General features: G+C 63.2%; 12 protein-coding genes and 1 pseudogene. 6 read left to right on the top strand and 7 right to left on the bottom strand.

From position 1 onward, the window contains the following. Nucleotides 1-486 precede the first annotated feature (486 nt). Nucleotides 487-1,221, top strand: a complete 735-nt coding sequence (locus tag C491_RS22760; RefSeq protein ID WP_005558804.1) for a 3'-5' exonuclease family protein — start codon at nucleotides 487-489, stop codon at nucleotides 1,219-1,221. 340 nt (nucleotides 1,222-1,561) lie between these two features. Here the strand turns inward: C491_RS22760 and C491_RS22755 are convergent, their stop codons facing one another. Together C491_RS22755 and C491_RS17580 are read right to left on the bottom strand one after the other, a co-directional pair. Continuing rightward, nucleotides 1,562-1,780, bottom strand: coding sequence for a hypothetical protein (locus C491_RS22755; protein ID WP_152421386.1), 219 nt, complete (start codon nucleotides 1,778-1,780; stop codon nucleotides 1,562-1,564). Between the two features lie 824 nt (nucleotides 1,781-2,604). After that, complete coding sequence (locus tag C491_RS17580; protein WP_005558802.1) at nucleotides 2,605-2,805, bottom strand: hypothetical protein; 201 nt, start codon at nucleotides 2,803-2,805, stop codon at nucleotides 2,605-2,607. A 529-nt stretch (nucleotides 2,806-3,334) separates the two neighbouring features. On the opposite strand from C491_RS17580, the gene C491_RS17575 reads away from it, so the two are divergent. Together C491_RS17575 and C491_RS17570 are read left to right on the top strand one after the other, a co-directional pair. Further along, complete coding sequence (locus C491_RS17575; RefSeq protein WP_005558801.1) at nucleotides 3,335-4,312, top strand: formyltetrahydrofolate deformylase; 978 nt, start codon at nucleotides 3,335-3,337, stop codon at nucleotides 4,310-4,312. Between the two features lie 163 nt (nucleotides 4,313-4,475). After that, complete coding sequence (locus tag C491_RS17570; protein WP_005558798.1) at nucleotides 4,476-5,726, top strand: serine hydroxymethyltransferase; 1,251 nt, start codon at nucleotides 4,476-4,478, stop codon at nucleotides 5,724-5,726. A 224-nt stretch (nucleotides 5,727-5,950) separates the two neighbouring features. Here C491_RS17570 and C491_RS17565 read toward each other — a convergent pair whose 3' ends face one another. The 5 genes and pseudogenes from C491_RS17565 to C491_RS17545 form a co-directional block, all read right to left on the bottom strand. Continuing rightward, nucleotides 5,951-7,591 (bottom strand): BCCT family transporter, encoded by a 1,641-nt coding sequence (locus tag C491_RS17565; protein ID WP_005558795.1) that lies wholly within the window; start codon nucleotides 7,589-7,591, stop codon nucleotides 5,951-5,953. A 199-nt stretch (nucleotides 7,592-7,790) separates the two neighbouring features. Further along, complete coding sequence (gene ilvA, locus C491_RS17560) at nucleotides 7,791-9,038, bottom strand: threonine ammonia-lyase (protein ID WP_005558793.1); 1,248 nt, start codon at nucleotides 9,036-9,038, stop codon at nucleotides 7,791-7,793. Nucleotides 9,039-9,055: 17 nt separating this feature from the next. Continuing rightward, a complete protein-coding gene (locus tag C491_RS17555; RefSeq protein WP_049892263.1) occupies nucleotides 9,056-11,605 on the bottom strand; it encodes a GcvT family protein in 2,550 nt (849 codons plus the stop codon). 219 nt (nucleotides 11,606-11,824) lie between these two features. Then, nucleotides 11,825-12,072, bottom strand: a pseudogene (locus C491_RS17550) (bifunctional 5,10-methylene-tetrahydrofolate dehydrogenase/5,10-methylene-tetrahydrofolate cyclohydrolase); the annotation flags it as partial. 325 nt (nucleotides 12,073-12,397) lie between these two features. Next, nucleotides 12,398-14,965, bottom strand: coding sequence for a GcvT family protein (locus C491_RS17545; protein ID WP_005558784.1), 2,568 nt, complete (start codon nucleotides 14,963-14,965; stop codon nucleotides 12,398-12,400). A 317-nt stretch (nucleotides 14,966-15,282) separates the two neighbouring features. Here C491_RS17545 and C491_RS17540 point away from each other — a divergent pair, with 317 nt between their 5' ends. The 3 genes from C491_RS17540 to C491_RS17530 all read left to right on the top strand — a co-directional run bounded on the left by C491_RS17540 (nucleotide 15,283) and on the right by C491_RS17530 (nucleotide 18,179). Continuing rightward, entirely contained in the window at nucleotides 15,283-16,494 is a 1,212-nt protein-coding gene (locus tag C491_RS17540) for a hypothetical protein (protein ID WP_005558782.1), read from the top strand. Between the two features lie 214 nt (nucleotides 16,495-16,708). After that, on the top strand, nucleotides 16,709-17,788 hold the full coding sequence (locus C491_RS17535) for an aromatic ring-hydroxylating oxygenase subunit alpha (RefSeq protein WP_049892261.1): 1,080 nt from the start codon (nucleotides 16,709-16,711) through the stop codon (nucleotides 17,786-17,788). Between the two features lie 7 nt (nucleotides 17,789-17,795). Then, nucleotides 17,796-18,179 carry a hypothetical protein gene (locus C491_RS17530; protein ID WP_005558777.1) on the top strand — a complete coding sequence of 128 codons (384 nt, stop codon included), beginning with the start codon at nucleotides 17,796-17,798 and terminating at the stop codon, nucleotides 18,177-18,179. The last annotated feature ends 284 nt before the right edge of the window (nucleotides 18,180-18,463 follow it).

The following is an 18,463-nucleotide window of genomic DNA, read 5'->3' as shown; positions in this document are numbered from 1 at the left end:
GTGTCCTTGCTGTCGGACATAGATAATTGCTGAAGAAGAAAACATACGAATATATCACATAGAGCAACAGTCCTGTTTAAAACCTCATACTTTTAAATGTTGAATTCATATATTAAATATGGTTAGTTTGGAAGGGGACAAAACCTATGGTGTCTATATGATTCTCATAGGGGTGGTACTCCTGTTGTATCTTATCTTCGTCCACGGTAACCCTTTGTCATTGGAACCCATGGGATCACGGAGACTTCGAAGACCAATCGTAGGAACACTAGTTAGCACGGGGAGTATTATACTGGGGTGTTTGACGGTTTTGGGATACTACGATCAAATTAAAGAACATTTCAAATAGATCTTTAACCCATCTCCTTTTCGACAGATTTCAGCTTTGCACTGAATATTGGTGATGAGATACTGTAGGTACATGCTTGATCTTCCGGAAATTTCGCCCCGTCTGTTTTGTTATCTCTTCCTGATGATACAGTTGTGATGATTCAAGAAATAGATCGGACACACGTCGCATGGGACATCGAAACAACAGGGTTCGGGTGGTCAGACCAGATCACGGTCTCCGGGTTTTGGTTCCCGACAGGACGAGCAGAACTCGTAATCAATACTGATGGAAGTACACTGTCGTCTCAGGAAAGCGAACAACGACTTGAAAGTGTAAGCGGAGGCGTTCCCATTTCAGTGACCGTAGTAGAAAATGAACGGCATCTTCTGAAAGCATTACAGAAAATCATCTTTGAGAAGTTCGATAGAGACTACAATCGGATCATTGCGTACAATGCGGACTCATGGTCTGGTGGCTTTGACCTTCCATTTCTACGCACTCGATGTATCAAGAACGATCTCAACTGGGTATTCAACAACCTCCAATTCGCAGATGTGTTTGAACCAGTCAAAAAACGTCTCAACACGCAACACACCGCCTACGGTAATGGCTCAGATGTAAATACGCTCGTCGGATCGCATGAAATCTTGTTCAATGAAGTTGATCAGGTTCCGATAGAGACTACTTCCGAAAGTGTGGATCACATTTGGTATCAGGGCGAGCCGTATGATCCGTTCGAGGACTCTGGGAGTGCTGTTGAGCACTACAAACGCGAAGAATTCCTTCCGATACTTCAGCATAATTTAGCAGACGTACATCGCACTTGGGAACTTGGTGAACTGATTCGTGAATATGTGTCTTCAAAAGATCTTACATACAAGAAGCTGTGATAAGGTACTGATCAGCGTCGGCAGTGTCGGTTTCCATGATTAGCAAAGCGAAATCTGTTATGTAGGAAACAAGGACGTACTGTTCAATCTCATAGATATTAATACGCAAACTGATATACCCCTATTGCCACCACTACAAATGCCCCAATCACACTGATTGTTGCCCAAACATCACCATCACCCTGTAGAATCCTCACTAGCATGGCACCTCCAGCGATGGCCATAGCTACGCTGAAAAAGATAATGCGTCGATCTGACTCGCCCGAACTTCCCATACAATAGTGTCAGTTTGAGAATTGATAAATATTGTCCAGTTCGCATCTGTAGATAGCAATCTGTCTTACCGTTCTTGCAAACCTTCCATAAACAGGTAATATATCCAATAGACTGCGATTCCAGCAACTACGATTCCAACAACACCAAACAACAGATGCCCTCCGGTAACCGCTTCCATTACCCCAGCGAGACCTACAATTCCGGCTATTGCAAGTAGCGCACCAAGTATTGAGCGGTGAATTGAAGCAACGAATTTCCCACCGTCAGATTTGTTCTGACTCATATGTAATAGTTATAACTCTATCACTAATAAGTTTCCTCCACTTCCATTCACTCACCTACATCACATTCTGATTGTCTTTGATTCAGAACTGGTGTTAATCGGTTTCATTCCCTACCAATCACGTATGTCCGAATATAGAAACATCACTATTTTGGTGATTTGTCAAAATCCATCCTCCGAAGTTCTGCGCCGATCCTCGTGGATCAATCCCAAGGTACCCCGGCTCGAGGTGATTGCGGCTTCGCAGTGGCGGTTTCGGGTGCGCTGATCGCGGCGGCCGTATCGAACCGTCTCGAGACGGAGATCTCTGTCGGCGGTTCTTCCACGGTACCGGACTCTCGTCCGTCCGCTTCTACGCTCCCTGACTGGCCGCTGCCGTCGGCTCGTTTCTTAGCGTGGTACTTCATCCGGTGCTCGATACGATTACCGTCTATCGAATCCGAGAACGAGTACACACGACGGATGTCGGTCGATAACGATGCTGCGACCGGCGCGATCCGAGCGGCACGTTAGGGGACAGTCGCTTCCGACGTCCGTTTCGTATCCGGTACCGTCTCGGCAGGTGGAGTACCTCGGGGGCCAAGTGGTTCGGGAATCGTAGATTCTCGTCATCAAGCGAGACCGGAGGTCTCGCGGACCTCGCGGAGTCTGGCGGGACGTACGTTCCGCTGGCCTCGCGGGAACTTCGTTCCCGCTTAGCTTCGCTCCGCTCAGTCACGGGAGAGCGAAGCTCTCTCGAACGACCCCGAGGCTTCACCGTTTTGTCCGTGTCGCCCGGAAACCGGAGGACGGGCGCAGACGAATTTCCGTCCCCTCGAGCTGTCTCACTCCTCCCACGCGCTGGGAGCAATACCGAGGGCTTGAACGGCGGGCCGATACAGAAAGACGAGGACGAAGATGATCGCGAGATCGACCCAGAAGCCAACGTCGCCGACGAGCGTTCGCACGATACCGAGCACGAGAAACACCAGCAGTAGCATCGCAACGTAGTGGGGAACGAGTTCGAGTAACCGGTCCGTATCCATGGACAGCGTTCGACGACGGCGACTATATGCGTACTGGGTGGCTGGGTCCGCCTCGAGCCCGCTGGCGGATCCACAGCGTTCGGTGTGCGAACGCGGTTGGCTCGGAGCCGATCGTTCCTCGTGGCCGACCTCAGGTGTTGTAAAACTTAACTACTATTGTGGTATCTTCCCTGCAGAATAGGTCACTTGGCCTCCTGGCTCTATCCAGTTTAATAAACATCCAGAAGTTTAGCGTCGGGTTCAGTACTGTTCTCGAGAGTGAAGGAGGCGACTGCGGTCGATACCAAACCCGTGTCGGTCCTGTTCGGTGACCTCCGTCGGTTCACAAGCTATCAGATACCGAAAACGACGAGCGTTCCGAAGCACATCCTCTCTCGGTGATTTCAGGAGAGCCAACGTTCATTATCGGCGAACCGGAACTACGTCAGTAGATGTCACACTACAGGCAGGCCCCTCGAGGCGAGGAGCGACTGCAGCGCCAGCAGCGCCAGCAGCGAGTAAACGCCGACGACGGAGGGAATCGGCAGCGATGACCCGCGAGAGCACCGAGATCACCCTTATCGGGACGGACGAGTCGGGAGTACTCGCGGAGCTGACCACCGCGCTTTACGATCGTAACGTCGAACTGCTCGAGCTAGATCAGGCCGTCCGCGACGGCACCTTCCGGGTGAACGCCCGGGTCGACACCGATGGAATGACCGTCTCGCAGTCGGTCCTGCGATCGGAGCTGCAGGCACTCGGCGACGAGTTCGACGCCGACGTTCGGGTACGCTTCCCCTCGAGTTGCGACGACCAGTCGATCGCCGTCCTGGTCACGAAGGAGAGCCACTGTCTGGAGGCGTTACTCGAGGCCTGGGACGAGGGCGAACTCGATGCGGATATCGGCGTCGTCATCGGAAACCACGATGATCTGCGTCCCCTCGCCGCGGAGTACGACGTCCCGTTCCACGACGTCGGCGACGAGAGCGGCTCGCCCGACGAGGACGAGCTCCTGGAGCTGCTCGCGGAGTACGACACCGACCTCGTCGCGCTGGCCAGGTACATCCAGATCCTCTCCCCGGAGGTCGTCTTCCGGTACGAGGATCGCATTATCAACGTCCACCCGAGCCTCCTGCCGGCGTTCCCCGGCGCTGCGGCCTACCGCCAGGCCCTGGAGAAGGGGGTCCGGGTCGCCGGCGTCACCGCCCACTACGTGACCACAGATCTCGATCAGGGACCGATCATCACCCAGCGCGCGTTCAACGTTCCCGCCGACGCGGCCGAGGCCGACCTCAAGGCGCGCGGCCAGCCCCTCGAGGCCGAGGCCCTGCTCGAGGCGATCGAGCTCCACCTCGAGGACGAACTCGTCATCGGTGACGGCCGGGCCATGGTCGAGAAACCGGACCGGGATGCGACTCAGCTCGGCGCACCCGCAGCGCTGGATCGGGCCAACCCCGAGGCCCCGGTCGACGAGCGCGAGTCGCTCGTCGCCGACGACCGCGAGGGGACGGCCGTTGCCGACGACTGACGTCGATTTCGTTCTTTCGCTCCGCGACCTACGTCCGTCGACCTCGCCCGAGAGTCGTCCACTTTCGTCCTCGGTCGTACCACGCACGATCATTCATCTTACGTATTGTGTTTGAACACTCACGCTCGCAAGATACTTACTCCGGGTTCTCGCTACTCGTAGTATGGCGTTCGACCAGCCACTCGACAGCATCTCACCGAGCGTAGCGACGGCCATCGACCGCGAACGCGATCGACAGGAGTCGACGCTCGGCATGATCGCCTCGGAAAACCACGTCTCGGAGGCCGTCCTCGAGGCCCAGGGCAGCGCGCTGACGAACAAGTACGCCGAGGGCTACCCCGGCGGCCGGTACTACGGCGGCTGCCAGCACGTCGACACGGTCGAGGAGGACGCGATCGAGTCGGCGAAAGCGCTCTTCGGCGCGGACCACGTCAACGTCCAGCCCCACAGCGGGACCCAGGCGAACATGAGCGTCTACTTTGCCGTCCTCGAGCCCGCCGACAGCATCCTCTCGCTGTCGCTGTCTCACGGCGGCCATCTGAGCCACGGCCACAGCGTCAACTTCTCCGGACAGCTCTACGACGTCGACCAGTACGAGGTCGATCCCGACACCGGCTACATCGACTACGACGACCTCGAGCGGCAGGCTCGCGAGACCGATCCGGAGCTGATCGTCAGCGGTTCTTCGGCGTACCCCCGCGAGTTCGAGTACGAGCGAATCGCGGAGATCGCCGACGCCGTCGACGCGCTCCACCTGGCGGACATCGCTCACGTAACCGGGCTCGTCGCGGCCGGCGTCCACGCCTCGCCCGTCGAACACGCCGAATTCGTCACCGGGAGCACGCACAAGACGATCCGCGCGGGGCGGGGCGGGATCGTCATGTGCGACGAGGAGTTCGCCGACGACATCGACTCGGCGGTGTTCCCCGGCGCGCAGGGCGGCCCGCTGATGCACAACGTCGCCGGCAAGGCCGTCGGCTTCGCGGAAGCTCGAACCGACGCGTTCGACGAGTACGCCGAACAGGTCGTCGCGAACGCGAAGCGACTCGCCGATGTCTTCGTCGAGCGAGGACTCTCGCTGGTCAGCGACGGCACCGACAAACACCTCCTGCTGGTCGACCTCCGGGACTCCCATCCCGACCTCACGGGCAAGCAAGCCGAGTCGCTGCTGAGCGACGCCGGCATCATCGTCAACAAGAACACCGTTCCCGGCGAGACCCGATCGCCGATGGTCACGAGCGGGATCCGCGTCGGCACGCCGGCGCTCACCACGCGCGGGCTCGAGGAGGCGGAGATGGAGACCGTCGCCGACTGTATCGTCGACGTACTCGACGCGCCTGACGACGAGGGTGTCACCGATCGTGTGGCCTCACAGGTCGACGAACTCTGTACGGCATACCCGATCTACGAGTAGCACAACGGCCCGTTTTCTCTCGACGAAACACCGTTCGGAGCCAGACCGTCGATGGCAAGACAAACTCGAGCACATCTCGGCGGTGGGATCGACGACACGTTGGCGGTATCGCATCGGCCTTTTCGCTCAGGAAGGGACTCTCGAGAGCACTCGCCGTACTCGCCGTTCGAGTTCTTGCGGTCGGGAGGAAGCCGAGCGAACGGGACGAGCGGCGCGACGCCCGCTCAGTCGTCGGACGGATCCGCGGTCTCGGGTTCCGTGCGGGTTCCCTCGAGGTCGGTCGAGCCGAGCGAGACGTCGTCCTCCTCGCGGAGGAACAGCGGTCTGCGAGCTCCGAACGCGGACATCATCGAGATCACGGCGAGCAGAGCGATGATCGAGAACGGGCCGCCGGTGATGATCGCGGCCTGCTGAAGCGCGTCGACGCCACCGGTAACCATCAGCAGGGAGGCCAGCGCCCCGATGAGAAAGCCCCAGATGACGCGGTTGATCGTCGAGGGCTCCTCGACGCCGCCGGTGGTCAGCATGCCGAGTGCGAGCGTCGAGGAGTCGGCCGACGTGATCAGGAACGTCGTCACGAGCACCAGAAAGAGGACGGTCAACACGCCGCCCAGCGGGAGCGCCTCGAACAGCGGGTAGCCCGACCCCGCCTCGCCGAGTTCACTGACGACAGCGAGGATGTCGGCCCGATCGTTTCCCTGGAGGAAGATCGCCGTTCCGCCCATCGTTGCGAACCAGGGAACCGTGATTCCGGTCGAGGCGATCACGCCCGTAACGGCGACCTGCCGGACCGTTCGGCCCCGTGAGATCCGCGCGATGAAGAGGCCGACGAACGGCGTCCAGGAGAACCACCAGGCCCAGTAGAAGATCGTCCAGTCGCCGACCCACTCCGCGACGCCCGCACCTCCCGTGGCGCCGGATCCAGTGTAGAAGCTCATCGTGATGAACTGGTTGATGTAGGCGCCGAGCGCCTGGGTCCCCATCGACATGATCTGGGTCGTGGGTCCGAGCAGGAACGTCGCGACGGTCACGAGCGCGAACAGCCCCATATTGAAGTAGGAGAGCCGTCGGATCCCCTTTCGAACCCCGAGCGCGACGGAGATCGTGAACGCGACCGTGAGGCCGGTTATCACCACCACGGTACCCGCGTCGCCGACGCTGGCACCGGTGGTCCACTCGATGCCGACGAGGAACTGGCTTCCGACCAGCCCGAGCGTCGTCGCGACGCCGCCGATCGTGGCGAACACCGCGAGGATGTCGATCGACTTCGCGAGCGGGCTGTCGAGATTCTCGAGGCCGACCCACGGTGCGATCACCGTCGAGATCCGAAGCGGCGCGTCGTACCGATACGCGAAGTACGCGATCGGCAGCGCCATGACGACGTAGGCGGTCCACGCGGAGACGCCCCAGTGGAAGAAGGTGTACTGGATCGCGCTGACCGCGGCGCCGGAGGACTGGGACTCGGCGTCGACGAACGGCGATACCGCGTCGTAGTGGAAAATGGCCTCGGCGGGCCCCCAGAATACGATTCCGGCAGCGATTCCGGCGGAGTACAGCATCGCGAAGTACGCCGGGAAGGCAAACTCCGGCCGTTCGTCGTCGTCGCCGAGTTTGATGTTTCCCCACGGCCCGAAGATGAGGAAGCCGACGAACGCGACGAGGATAAACATCGCGACCAGGTACCACCAGCCGGCGGCGGTCCACAGAACGTCGTTCGCGTCGGCCATCAGGCTCGACGCGGCCTCGGGCCGAATCACGAACGCCAGTACCGACACGGCCGCGATGACGAAGCCGACGGTGAAGACGGCGACGTCGAGTTCCTCGGCGAATCGCGCCAGCGGCCCGGTCGACTCAGAGCCGGCCACGCGCTCTCACCCTTCTGTCTCCGGGTCGATCCGGGTCTCGGCCCGCTCGCTCGGTTCGTCGTTCGATGCGTCGTCCCGTTCGCTCGGTACGCTGGCGTATCATGCGTGTTAGTATCTCACGTTCGTGTTGGTTCGACGGGCGTCTGCTATCGTCGCCCGTAGCGTTCGCAAATCGTGTTCGGTGCGAGGGCGTCTCCGCTTATTCGCGGTTGACGTCTTCGACGTCGTACCCCTCCGCTTCGATGCTGTCGATGATCGCGGCGGCGTGTTCGATCCCGCTCGTCTCGATCTGGAAGACGAGGTAGGCCTCGCCGACGTTCAGCGATTCGACCGCGCGGTCGTGGCGGACGGTCTGAATGTTCGCTCCGTGGTGGGCGATGATCCCCGAGAGCTCGTTCATCTTCCCCGGCATGTCGTCGATCTTCACGCGCAGGCGCAGGATCTGGCCTCGGCCGGTGAGCGCGTGGATCAACACCGTCTGCAGCATCGTCATGTCGAGATTGCCGCCACACAGCAGCGGCATGACGGTCTCGCCCGTGACATCCAGATCGTCGCTCAGCAGCGCCGCGACCGACGCCGCGGCCGCGCCCTCGACGACCTGCTTCGCTCGCTCGAGCAACAGCAAGATCGCGCGGGCGATCTGGGAGTCGGTGACGGTGACGACCTCGTCGACGTGTTCCTCGATGAGCCCCAGCGTCAGTTCGGAGATCCCACCGGTGGCGATCCCGTCGGCGATCGTATCGACGTCGTCGAGCGTCACCGGGACGCCCTTGTCGAGGCTCTCGTGGACGGTCTCGGCGCCTGTCGCCTGGACGCCGACGACTCGCGTCTCGGGTGAGAGGTGGTCGAGCGCCGTGGAGATCCCGCTTATCAACCCGCCGCCGCCGATCGGGACGACGACGGTGTCGACCTCGGGGAGGTCCTCGTACATCTCGATTCCCAGAGTTCCCTGTCCCGCGACGATCGCGGGATCGTCGTAGGCGTGGACGAACTCGACCTCGTCGTCCTCGCTGGCGTACTCCTTCGCGTGGGCCATCGCCTCCTGGAAGTCCTGGCCGACGAGTTCGACCGTCGCGCCGTAGCTCCGGGTGGCGTCGATCTTCGCCTGGGGGGCATGTCTCGGCATAACGATCGTCGAGTCGGCGCCACACCTGGTCGCAGCCAGCGCGACGCCCTGGGCGTGGTTGCCGGCGCTTGCGGCGACGAACTCGTCGGCGCCGTCGGCGACGGCCTGGCTGATCCGGTTGTACGCCCCGCGGGTCTTGAACGAGCCGGTCCACTGGAGGTGTTCCATCTTCAGGTAGACCTCCGCGTCGACCAGCTCCTCGAGGGACGTGGAGCGCTCGATCGGCGTGCGCTTGACGACCGTCTCGTCGGTCAGTCGCTCGCGTGCTCGCTCGATGTCCTCGTACTGGATTTCGGGTTCGCGTTTTCGTGATTCGTTCATGGTCTGCTCTCGACGGCCTATCGGATTATTTTATCGCGGCCGGGGTCGAACAGCGGCTCGTCCCGAACCGTCGCGTCGTAGCTCTGCCCCTCGCACTCGATTCGGACCGACGTGCCCGTCTCGGCGTACTCGCTCGGCAGGTAGGTGTACGCGATCGACTCGCCGATGCTGTAGCCGTAGTCGCCGGCCTGGACGTACCCGAGAGTGGCGCCGTCTTTCGAGACCGGACGGCCGCTCAGCATCACGTCGCTCGAGTCGTCGAGGGTGAGGCAGGCGACCCGGTTGTCGATCCCCTCGTCTTTGGCCTCGACGAGCGCCTCCTTCCCGATGAAGTCGGTGTCGAGATCGACCGCGAACGGGAGCCCGGCCTCGTAGGGGTTGACGTCGGTATCGACGTCCGTCCCCCACAGCCGGAACCCCTTCTCGAGGCGCATCGACTCGACGGCCCCGGCGCCCATCGGTCGGACGCCCAGATCCTGGCCGGCTTCCCAGAGGGTGTCCCACAGCTTCCCCGCGTACTCCGTCGGCGCCCACAGCTCCCAGCCGAGTTCGCCGACGTAGGAGAGCCGCAGGGCGATGACGGGGACGTCGCCGACGTAGATCCGCTTTCCGCTGAAGTAGGAGAACTCGTCGTTCGAGAGATCCGCGTCGGTCGCCCGCTGGAGGAGCAGTCGCGCGTTCGGCCCCCAGAGGCCGATCGTACTCCTCGCGGACTCCTCGACCGTGACCGACACCGACTCGGGGGCGTGGCGCTCGAGCCAGGAGCCGTGGATCCCCGGCGAGTTCCCCCCACCGGTGGTCACCACGTACTCCTCGTCGTCGAGGCGAGCGACGGTGAGGTCCGCGAGGACGGTCCCGCCTTCGTTCAACATCGTGGTGTAGCGAACCTGGCCGATCGAGAGGTCCATATCGTTGCTACAGACCCGCTGGAGGAACGCGCCGGCGTCGCTGCCCTCGACCACGATCGAACTGAACGTCGTCATATCGAACATCGACACCTTCTCGCGGGTGTGGAGATGTTCGGCGCCCTCGATCGGGGAGCGGTTGACCCCCTGCCAGCCGTCCTGGTCGGGGATGCGGTCCTCGTACGTCGAGAGGAGGTCGGCGTTGGATTCGTACCACTGCGGGGTCTCCCAGCCGCCGCTCTGGTAGAACTCCGCACCCAGTTCCTGCTGACGGTGGTAGAACGGACTCGTCCGGAGCCCGCGGCGGTCGGCGGGCTGCCAGCGGGGCTCGACGATGCTGTAGACCTGCTGGTAGCGCATCCCGCCACGGTCCATGAAGTACTGCTTGTTTCCTGCGTGAGGCTCGAACCGCTCGACGTGGATTCCGCTCGTGTCGACGGGGCCGGAGGGGAGTCGGGGGACGCCCGTTTCCATCCACTCCGCGAGGATCTTGCCGTAGCCGCCCGAGTGGGTCCACCAGATCGCGAGCCCGGTCCAGAGCCCGTCGACCGCCGCGGTCTCGCCCAGTACGGGCATCCCGTCCGGCGTGTAGACGAAGATTCCGTTCTCGGTAGCGTCGAACTCTCTGCCTTCGGTCGCAGGAAGCAGCTCGTCGAACGCCTGCTTCGGCGACTTCTCCCGATCCGGGTGAGTCGCCTTCCTCCAGTGTTTCTCCGTGAAGCTGTGGACGGAGGCCTGGCTCTCCTCGGAGTTCGACCCCATCTCGTCGGGGTCGACCACGAGCTGCTCGTGGTTGTACGAGCCGAGCCCGTACCCCTCGCCGTGGGTTCGGAAGTATAACGAGTTGTCTTGATCCCGGCCGACCGGGCGGTCCGGCGGCTGGGCCATCGACTCGGTGATCTTTCGATCGCCCGGGATCTCGAGCCCGGTGACGGCGTCGTCGGCCCGTTCGTTGCCTCGCAGCTCCTCGAGCGGTTCGGTGACGACGTACTGGTGTTCGACCGGGGCGATCGGCAGGTCGACGCCAGCGAGCTGTCCGGTCTGGTAGGCCCAGTTGTTCGTTGCCAGCACGCAGCGGTCACACTCGATGCGCCCGCGGTCGGTGACGACCGCCTGCACCTCCCCGCCGTCGACCTCGATATCGGTCACCTCGGTGTGGCCGTGGAACGACGCCGGCGTCGTCTCGAGGTACCACTGGAGCGCGTCGGTGCCGGCGACCTGGCCGTCGGTCGGCGAGTAGTAGCCGCCGAGGATCTCCTCCTCGTCGACCAGCGGCAGGTAGTCGGTGACTTCCGCGGGCTCGAGCAGCTCCGGCTCGGGGAGCCCGTACGATTTCGCCCACTCGACCCGGCGCTGGAGGAAATCCATCCGTTCCTCCGAGCGAGCGAGCTCGATTCCGCCGGTCTCGTTGTAGACGCCGGCTTCCTTCAGCAGTCGAGTCGTGTAGTGGGCCGTCTTCGTCTGGAGCTTCGACGGCGAGGTCTGGAACATGATCCCCGGCGCGTGGGTCGAGGAGCCGCCGGTCACCGGCAGCGGTCCCTTGTCGAGGACGACGACGTCGTCGGCACCGAGTTCGGTCAGGTGATAAGCCACGCTGCACCCGACCGCCCCGGCACCGATGATCACCGTCCCGGCACTCGAGGGCGGGCTGTCTGTGCTCATATACCACACCGTGGTACAGTGGGTATCATAAGTGCATCGGTGAGAGGGCGGACGCGGTCTTCAATCCGGGTACTGCGGGCCCACTCCGGCGACGAAGGGACAGTGTTGATCGACAGTCCACAAACAGTCATCATCCAGACACGTATTGCGTCCCAAGGTTAGTCGCTCGAGGACGCCGTTCGACGACCGTGACTACGGCAGCGAAACCGGAACGTCCATCTAGATACTCGCGGCCTTCACCGTGTTGTAGAGGTGCATGGCAATCGTCACTGGGCCGACGCCGCCGGGAACGGGGGGTATGGCGTCTGCTCTCGCCTTCGCGCTCTCGAACTCGACGTCCCCGACGAGTCCGTACCCCTTCTTCGTATCTGCATCGACGCGGTTGACGCCGACGTCGATCACGACCGCTTGTCGCCGATCATCGAGCCGTCGATCAGTTGGGGGTAGCCGGCGGCCGCGATCACGATCCCGAGGGCAATGTTCGGCGTTTCATCGCCGAGACGGCTTCTTGACCGCGATTCCCGAACTCTCGCGCGGCATAAACACCACCAGTATTCCACCTGCACCTACTTTGAGATCGGATGTCAACGTCGAGGTGACACCTGTTGAGGGGTGTCGCTGCCATACGAAGGGAGGCGTGTCGTTCTTCCACGCCTCCACTCCCATAGCATCGGTCCGAAGGAGTGCGGTTCCGGGCCGTTTCGGACCTCGTACCGTGTCGAACTGACCACTCGAGAGCCAGGAGACGTCACTACGCGTCGATAGCGAGTCGAAAAACCGCTCGAGGTCGAACTACAGCAGCGGTCCGTCCTGAACCGTCGCCGCGTAGCGTTCGCCCTCGTGGAGAATCTCGACTTCAGTGCCGGGCTCGGCGTACTCCGGCGGGAGGTAGGCGTAGGCGACGCAGGCGCCGACCGTGTAGCCGTACTCGGCGCTGTGAACGTACCCCAACGATTCGTCGCCGTCGAGGACGGGCCGGTTCTTGAAGACGACCGCGTCCTCGTCATCGAGGGTCAGACAGGCTACCTTGTGATCGATCCGCTCGCCCTCGGCGGCCTCGACGACGGCCTCCTTCCCGATGAACTCCGTCTCGAGGTCGACGGCGAAGCTGAGCCCCGCCTCGTAGGGGTTGTGCTCGGTGTGGAGGTCCTCCCCCCACAGCCGGAACCCCTTCTCGATGCGCAGGGAGTCGAGCGCGCCGTTGCCGTACGGCCGGAGGTCGTGGTCCTGGCCGGCCTCCCAGAGGTGCTCCCAGAGCCGTCCGCCGTACTCGCTTGGCGTGTACAGCTCCCAGCCGAGTTCCCCGGCGTAGGAGACTCGCAGCGCCCGCACCGGGACGTTCTTGACGAACATCTCCTGGGAGGTGAAGTACGGGAAGGCGTCGTCCGAGAGATCGGCTCGGGTTACCTCGCTCAGCACGTCGCGGGCGTTCGGCCCCGTGAGGACGAACGAGGTGAGTTCGGAGGTGACCTCCCGGACCGTGACGTCCTCGGGGGCGTGTTTCTTGACCCAGGCGACGTGGTTCTGCCCGACCTCCCGGCCCGTGGTGAGCACGAGGTAGCGATCGTCGTCGGTCCGGGTGACGGTGATGTCGGCCCGCACGCCACCCTCCTCGTTGCACATGAGGGTGTAGCGCACCTGCCCGACGTCGATGTCCATGTCGTTGGTACAGAGGTACTGGACGAACTCGCCGGCGCCCTGCCCGCTGACCTCCATCTTGTTGAACGAGGTCATATCGTGGATGCCGACCTCGTTGCGGACGTGCAGGGACTCGGCGCCCTCGATCGGCGACCAGTACTTCGCCTCCCAGCCGTCCCGCTCGGGAACGTCCTCGCCGTAGCGTGCAAGCAAGTCGGCGTTCGAATCGAACCACTGGGCCTCCTCCCAGCCGGCCTCGGCCCACAGCTCGGCGTCGAGCTCCTGCAGTTTGTGGTAGACCGAGCTGCGGCGGATGTCGCGCTGGTAGTCCGTCCAGGTCCACTTGGGGTGGACGATGTTGTAGACGATCCGGTACTCCTCGCCGCCGATGTCGCGGGCGAAGTCCCAGCTGCCCTCGTGGGGCTGGAACCGGTTGACGTTACAGTGCGAGAGGTCGATCCGTCCGTCGGAGAGCTTCGGCGCGCCGGTCTCCATCCACTCGGCCAGCGCTCGCCCCGCGCCGCCGGCGTGGGTGACCCAGATAGCCGCGGCGGTCCAGAGCCCGTCGTACTCCTGGACGGGCCCCATCACGGGGAGGCCGTTGGGCGACTCCGCGAACATCCCGTTGTACTTGTGCTCGAGTTCTTTCCCCGCGGTCGCGGGCAACAGCTCGTCGCTGGCCTGGCGGGGTGCCTTGTCCGGCCGATCGGGGTGGGTCGCGTTGTTCAGGTGGTAGTCGGAGAACTCGTGGATCGAGCCCTGCTCGCCGCCCTCCTCGTTACCGCCGAGCTCCTGTGGGTCGGGGACGAGCGGTTCGTGGTTGTACGAGCCGATCCCGTAGGCGTCGCCGTGGGTCCGGAAGTACAGGGCGTTGTCCTGGTCCCGGAGGATCGGTCGGTCGGGGTTCGCGAGCAGGCGGTCTGCCTTCTCGCCGGAGACTTCGCGGTAGTTCTCGTAGACCGGGTCCTGGGTGACGTCCTGGTCGTCCGACAGCTCCTCGAGGGACTCGGTGATCGTGTACTGGTGTTCGACCGGCGTCACGGGCAGGTGGACTCCGAGCTGTTCGCCAAGCTGGCGCGCCCAGATGTTCGTCGCGATCACGACCTCGTTACACTCGATCTCGCCGTGTTCGGTGACGACGGCCTGCACCTCGCCGTCCTCGACCGCGACGTCCTCGGTCCGGGTGTGGGGGACGAACCTCGCGCCCCGATCCATCGACGCCCTCGCCAGCGCGGCGCAGGCCTTGACACCCGACACCTGGCCGTCGGTCGGCGAGTAGTAGCCGCCCTGGATGACGTCGCTGTCGACCAGCGGCAGCTTCTCCTCGACCTCCTCGGGCGAGAGGAGCTGGGGGTCCGGAACGCCCCACGCGGTGCCGTACTCGACCCGGCGCTGGAGGAAGTCCATCCGCTCGTCGCTCCGGGCGACTTCGATCCCGCCCGTCTCGCTGTAGAGCTGGTTCCCGTCCTCGTCCTCGAGTTGCGAGTAGAGCTTGCGGCTGTAGTTCGCGAACTTGGTCAACACCTTGTCCTCGGCGGTCTGGAACATGATCCCCGGCGCGTGGCTCGAGGAGCCGCCCGTGGTCGGGAGTGGCCCCTGGTCGACGACGACGACGTCCTCACGCCCGAACTCGGTCAGGTGGTAGGCCGTGCTGCAGCCGACGATTCCGGCCCCGACGACGACGGTGTCGGCCTCGGCCGGCAGACTGTCGTGTGTATTCATTACTCACCTCGATATGCTGGTGGGGGTCAAATATAGCTGTCGCCGTCCCGGATCGTCCAACGAACGATACGAAAACTGAGAGATAGTGTTTCGGACGACCCGGCAGTCCCGACGACCGCGCGATGCCGTCGTCGGCCGTCGTCGTTCCGTCGAAGACGACCGAGGGCCCGACCGAACGGCCCGTCGGATCCAGTTCGCTCGCTCGCGGATTCTCGGTCCTCACGTCCGCTTCCCGGAACTCAGCCTCGAGCTATATGAAGGGACGGAGTATTCCCCACTCAGTATTACCCCGACCCGAGTCCAATCGTAAGCATATCATGAGGATCGGTGACTCGGTTGATACACTCTCGCAAATAGTAGACCGGTACGAGGCGGACGGCGGCGTGATCCGGCAGGTCGACGCGACGATCTCGGGGCGGGCGGACGCGACCGCTCCGAGCGTCTCGGTCGACGTCGTCGCCCCGCTGTGTAACGGGACGGCGGCCGAATCGGACACCAGCACGACGCCCGAAACGGCACGCCTGGACGACGACGGGGGGCTCTCCCTCGAGTTCTCCCGCTCGGCGCTGCCCGCGATAGCGGAGTACGCGCCGGACGGCGTCGTCGTGACGAGGGACGACGCCCGCGTGACCGCCGACGGCGACGTCGTCGTGACGTTCGCGATCGGCTTCGAGGAGGAGGCGACGTCGGCTCGAGCCGAGCCGCCGGCGGGTTCAGCGGCCGAATCGGACGCCGGGACGGAACCGACCGAAACCGACGGCTCGCTCGAGACGGGTGACCCCCTCGACGAGGAGGGAGTCGGCCCGGTATCGACGGGCGCTCGACTCGGGAGCGAAGCCGAAGCCGAGTCCGCGATCGACTCCGAACTCTCACGGGCCCTCGAGGACGCGCGCAACGAGGAGCTACCGCCGTACGACGACGCCGAGTACCTGCAGTGTCTGTACGAGTCGTTCGAGACGTTCGCGGCGATGGCCGACGTCCTCGAGATGGACGTCGCAGCCGAGACCGTCCGTCGGTACATGATCGACGCCGGCGTCCACGACCCCGTCTCCTACGACGTGGCCGACGCCGAGGAGACCGAAGAGCGAACGGAACCGGTCGACGAGCCGGACGACCAGTCCGCTGCCGAGGGATCGGACGCTACCGCGAGCGACGCGGAGCCGGCTCCTGCTCGTCCCGACGGGACCGCGGACCCGGTCGAGGACATCCCAGAGCGGCCCCTCGTCGCGGACGGGATCGGTCTTCCGGACGACGTCGAGGTCGAGGGACTGATCGACGCGGTCGAGTCGGCGATGACGCTGTACGACGTCTCTCGAGCGCTCGACCTCGAGCGCGACCGGACCCGGGAGCTGCTCGAGGAACTCGATCTGATCGATCTCGTGGTCAGACGCGTCTACGCCTCGAGAACGCCGGAGGAGGGGCCGTCTCGGGAGGAGATCGCCGAGCGGATCCGCGGCAGCGACCAGCACCGATCCGAGCGACGCGCCGGGGATGCCCACTCCGGCGATCGGCAGTCGGCCGTCCCGTAGCGTCGCTCGCCGATCGACACCGGTCCGCAACCGTCGACCGAGTTCTTCTCTCCCGTCCTCACATCACCGTTCTCTCTCGGCTCGTGCGCTACGAGCCGGTTTCGACTCCTTTGAGAACCGGGTCGGTTCGAGGCGTCACCTTCATGGGGGTATATATTGGTGTTCAATAGCACGGGTGAACGACTTTCAGTATATCCTGTGTTGGTGGTGCCATATGACACAGTGGGACGACTCACAAGCCGCCGCGGTGAGTGAGAACGTTACGGACGAGTCGAGCACCTCGTCGGCCAATCAGCTCGCCGACCCCGATCCCTTCGAGACGGAGAAGGAGACGGTCTTCGGCAGAGACTGGATCTACGCCGGCCACGCCAACAGCATCGCCGAACCGGGACAGTTCTTCACCCGAACCGTCGGCGACCGGCAGCTGATCGTCGTCCGCGGTCACGACGGCGAGAGCAAGGCGTTCGACAACGTCTGTGCCCATCGCGGCTCCAAGATGGTCGAGGATACGCCGATGACCGATCCCGGCGGTGGGAACCGGATCCAGTGTCCGTACCATCTCTGGACGTACGACCTCGACGGCGAGCTCCGGAGCACACCGAAGAGCTTCGAGGACGCGAGCCTGAACCCCGACCTCGAGAACGAGGACGTCCAGGAGTTCGACTGCGAGACCAACGGCCTGAACGACGTTCACATTGACAGCGTCGGCCCGCTGCTGTTCGTGAACCTGAGCGACGACCCGCCGGCGCTGTCCGAGCAGGTCGGTCCGATGGCGGATCGGCTCGAGTCGCTGTCCCTCGAGGCGGCCGACCACGAGCGTCGGGTCGTCGAGGAGGTCGAGTGCAACTGGAAGACGGTCGCCGGCAGCCTCCTGGACGCGGTCGACCGTCAGGATCGGCTTCCGGGCGTCGAGTCCGCGGAGACCGACCTCGAGACCGACGACCACTGCTGGTCGCTCAGTTCGACCGACGACGATGGGAGAGCGCAGATTCACTACTGCTGGCCGAACGTCACGATCGAGGTGGACGGCGACGACGGGTACGCGACGTGTATTATCGACCCGGTCGACGCCGGCCGCTGTCAGCTGATCGTAGACTACTACGCTCGGGACGGCGATGGCACCGAAGCGGAACGAGAGTTCGTCCGCACGAGCCGCCAGCGTCGGGCCGAAGCGATCGAACTGGCCGAACGCCGCCGCGACGCGGACGGAGCCAGCACCCTCGAGCGGACGCTCGGACCGAACGAACACACCGTCCACGACCTCCACGGGCTCGCACAGGAGTCCAACTCGTGATCGATCCATGAGCACACAACAACAACAACACTCAACGTATGCCGCGAGCTGTCCCGACTGCGACGTCGATCTGCACAGCGAGGACCCGAACGAGATCGTCGAGTTCTACCGCCGCCACTCGAGTGTCACGGGCCACGACGTGGAGTTCACCCGAATCGGACCCGACCTCGTGGACGCGGTGACAGAGGACGACCTCAAGGAGGTCTACACGCTCAAAGACGTCGTGACCCAGCTCGAGGCGGAGTACGAGAACGGGGTTCCGATCGGCGCCGTCGCAGCGGCGATGAGCGAGCAGGGACTGTCGATCGGCGAGACGCTCGAAAAGATCCACGAGATCCGAATGGGCGGCGGACTGTACGAACCACAAGACGACCACCTACGTGCGTTCTGATCGAGGAAACCCCCGGTCGGCGGTGTATCGGCTTCCGGCCCCTCCTACTGTCGACGAACGACCGTCCTACACTGCGAAGACGACCGCCCGAACGACCTCTTCTTGACGCGGCCACGACTGGCTCCCAGTACCGCCGGGAACGGCGGTCAGTCGGTGGATTTCGAACCTGAGTCACGACACCGTCGGCAATGCTCGCTCGACGGACGAAGGCGACGCCGGGCGACTCCAGGCCAAGCGGGAACGCGACCAGCGCTGTCGAGAACCACCCGTCATATAAATGGGCG

Source organism: Natronococcus amylolyticus DSM 10524 (assembly GCF_000337675.1).
Lineage (GTDB): Archaea > Halobacteriota > Halobacteria > Halobacteriales > Natrialbaceae > Natronococcus > Natronococcus amylolyticus.
The sequence above is the reverse complement of the archived record's forward strand: the minus strand, read 5'-3'. Positions and strand labels throughout refer to the sequence as shown.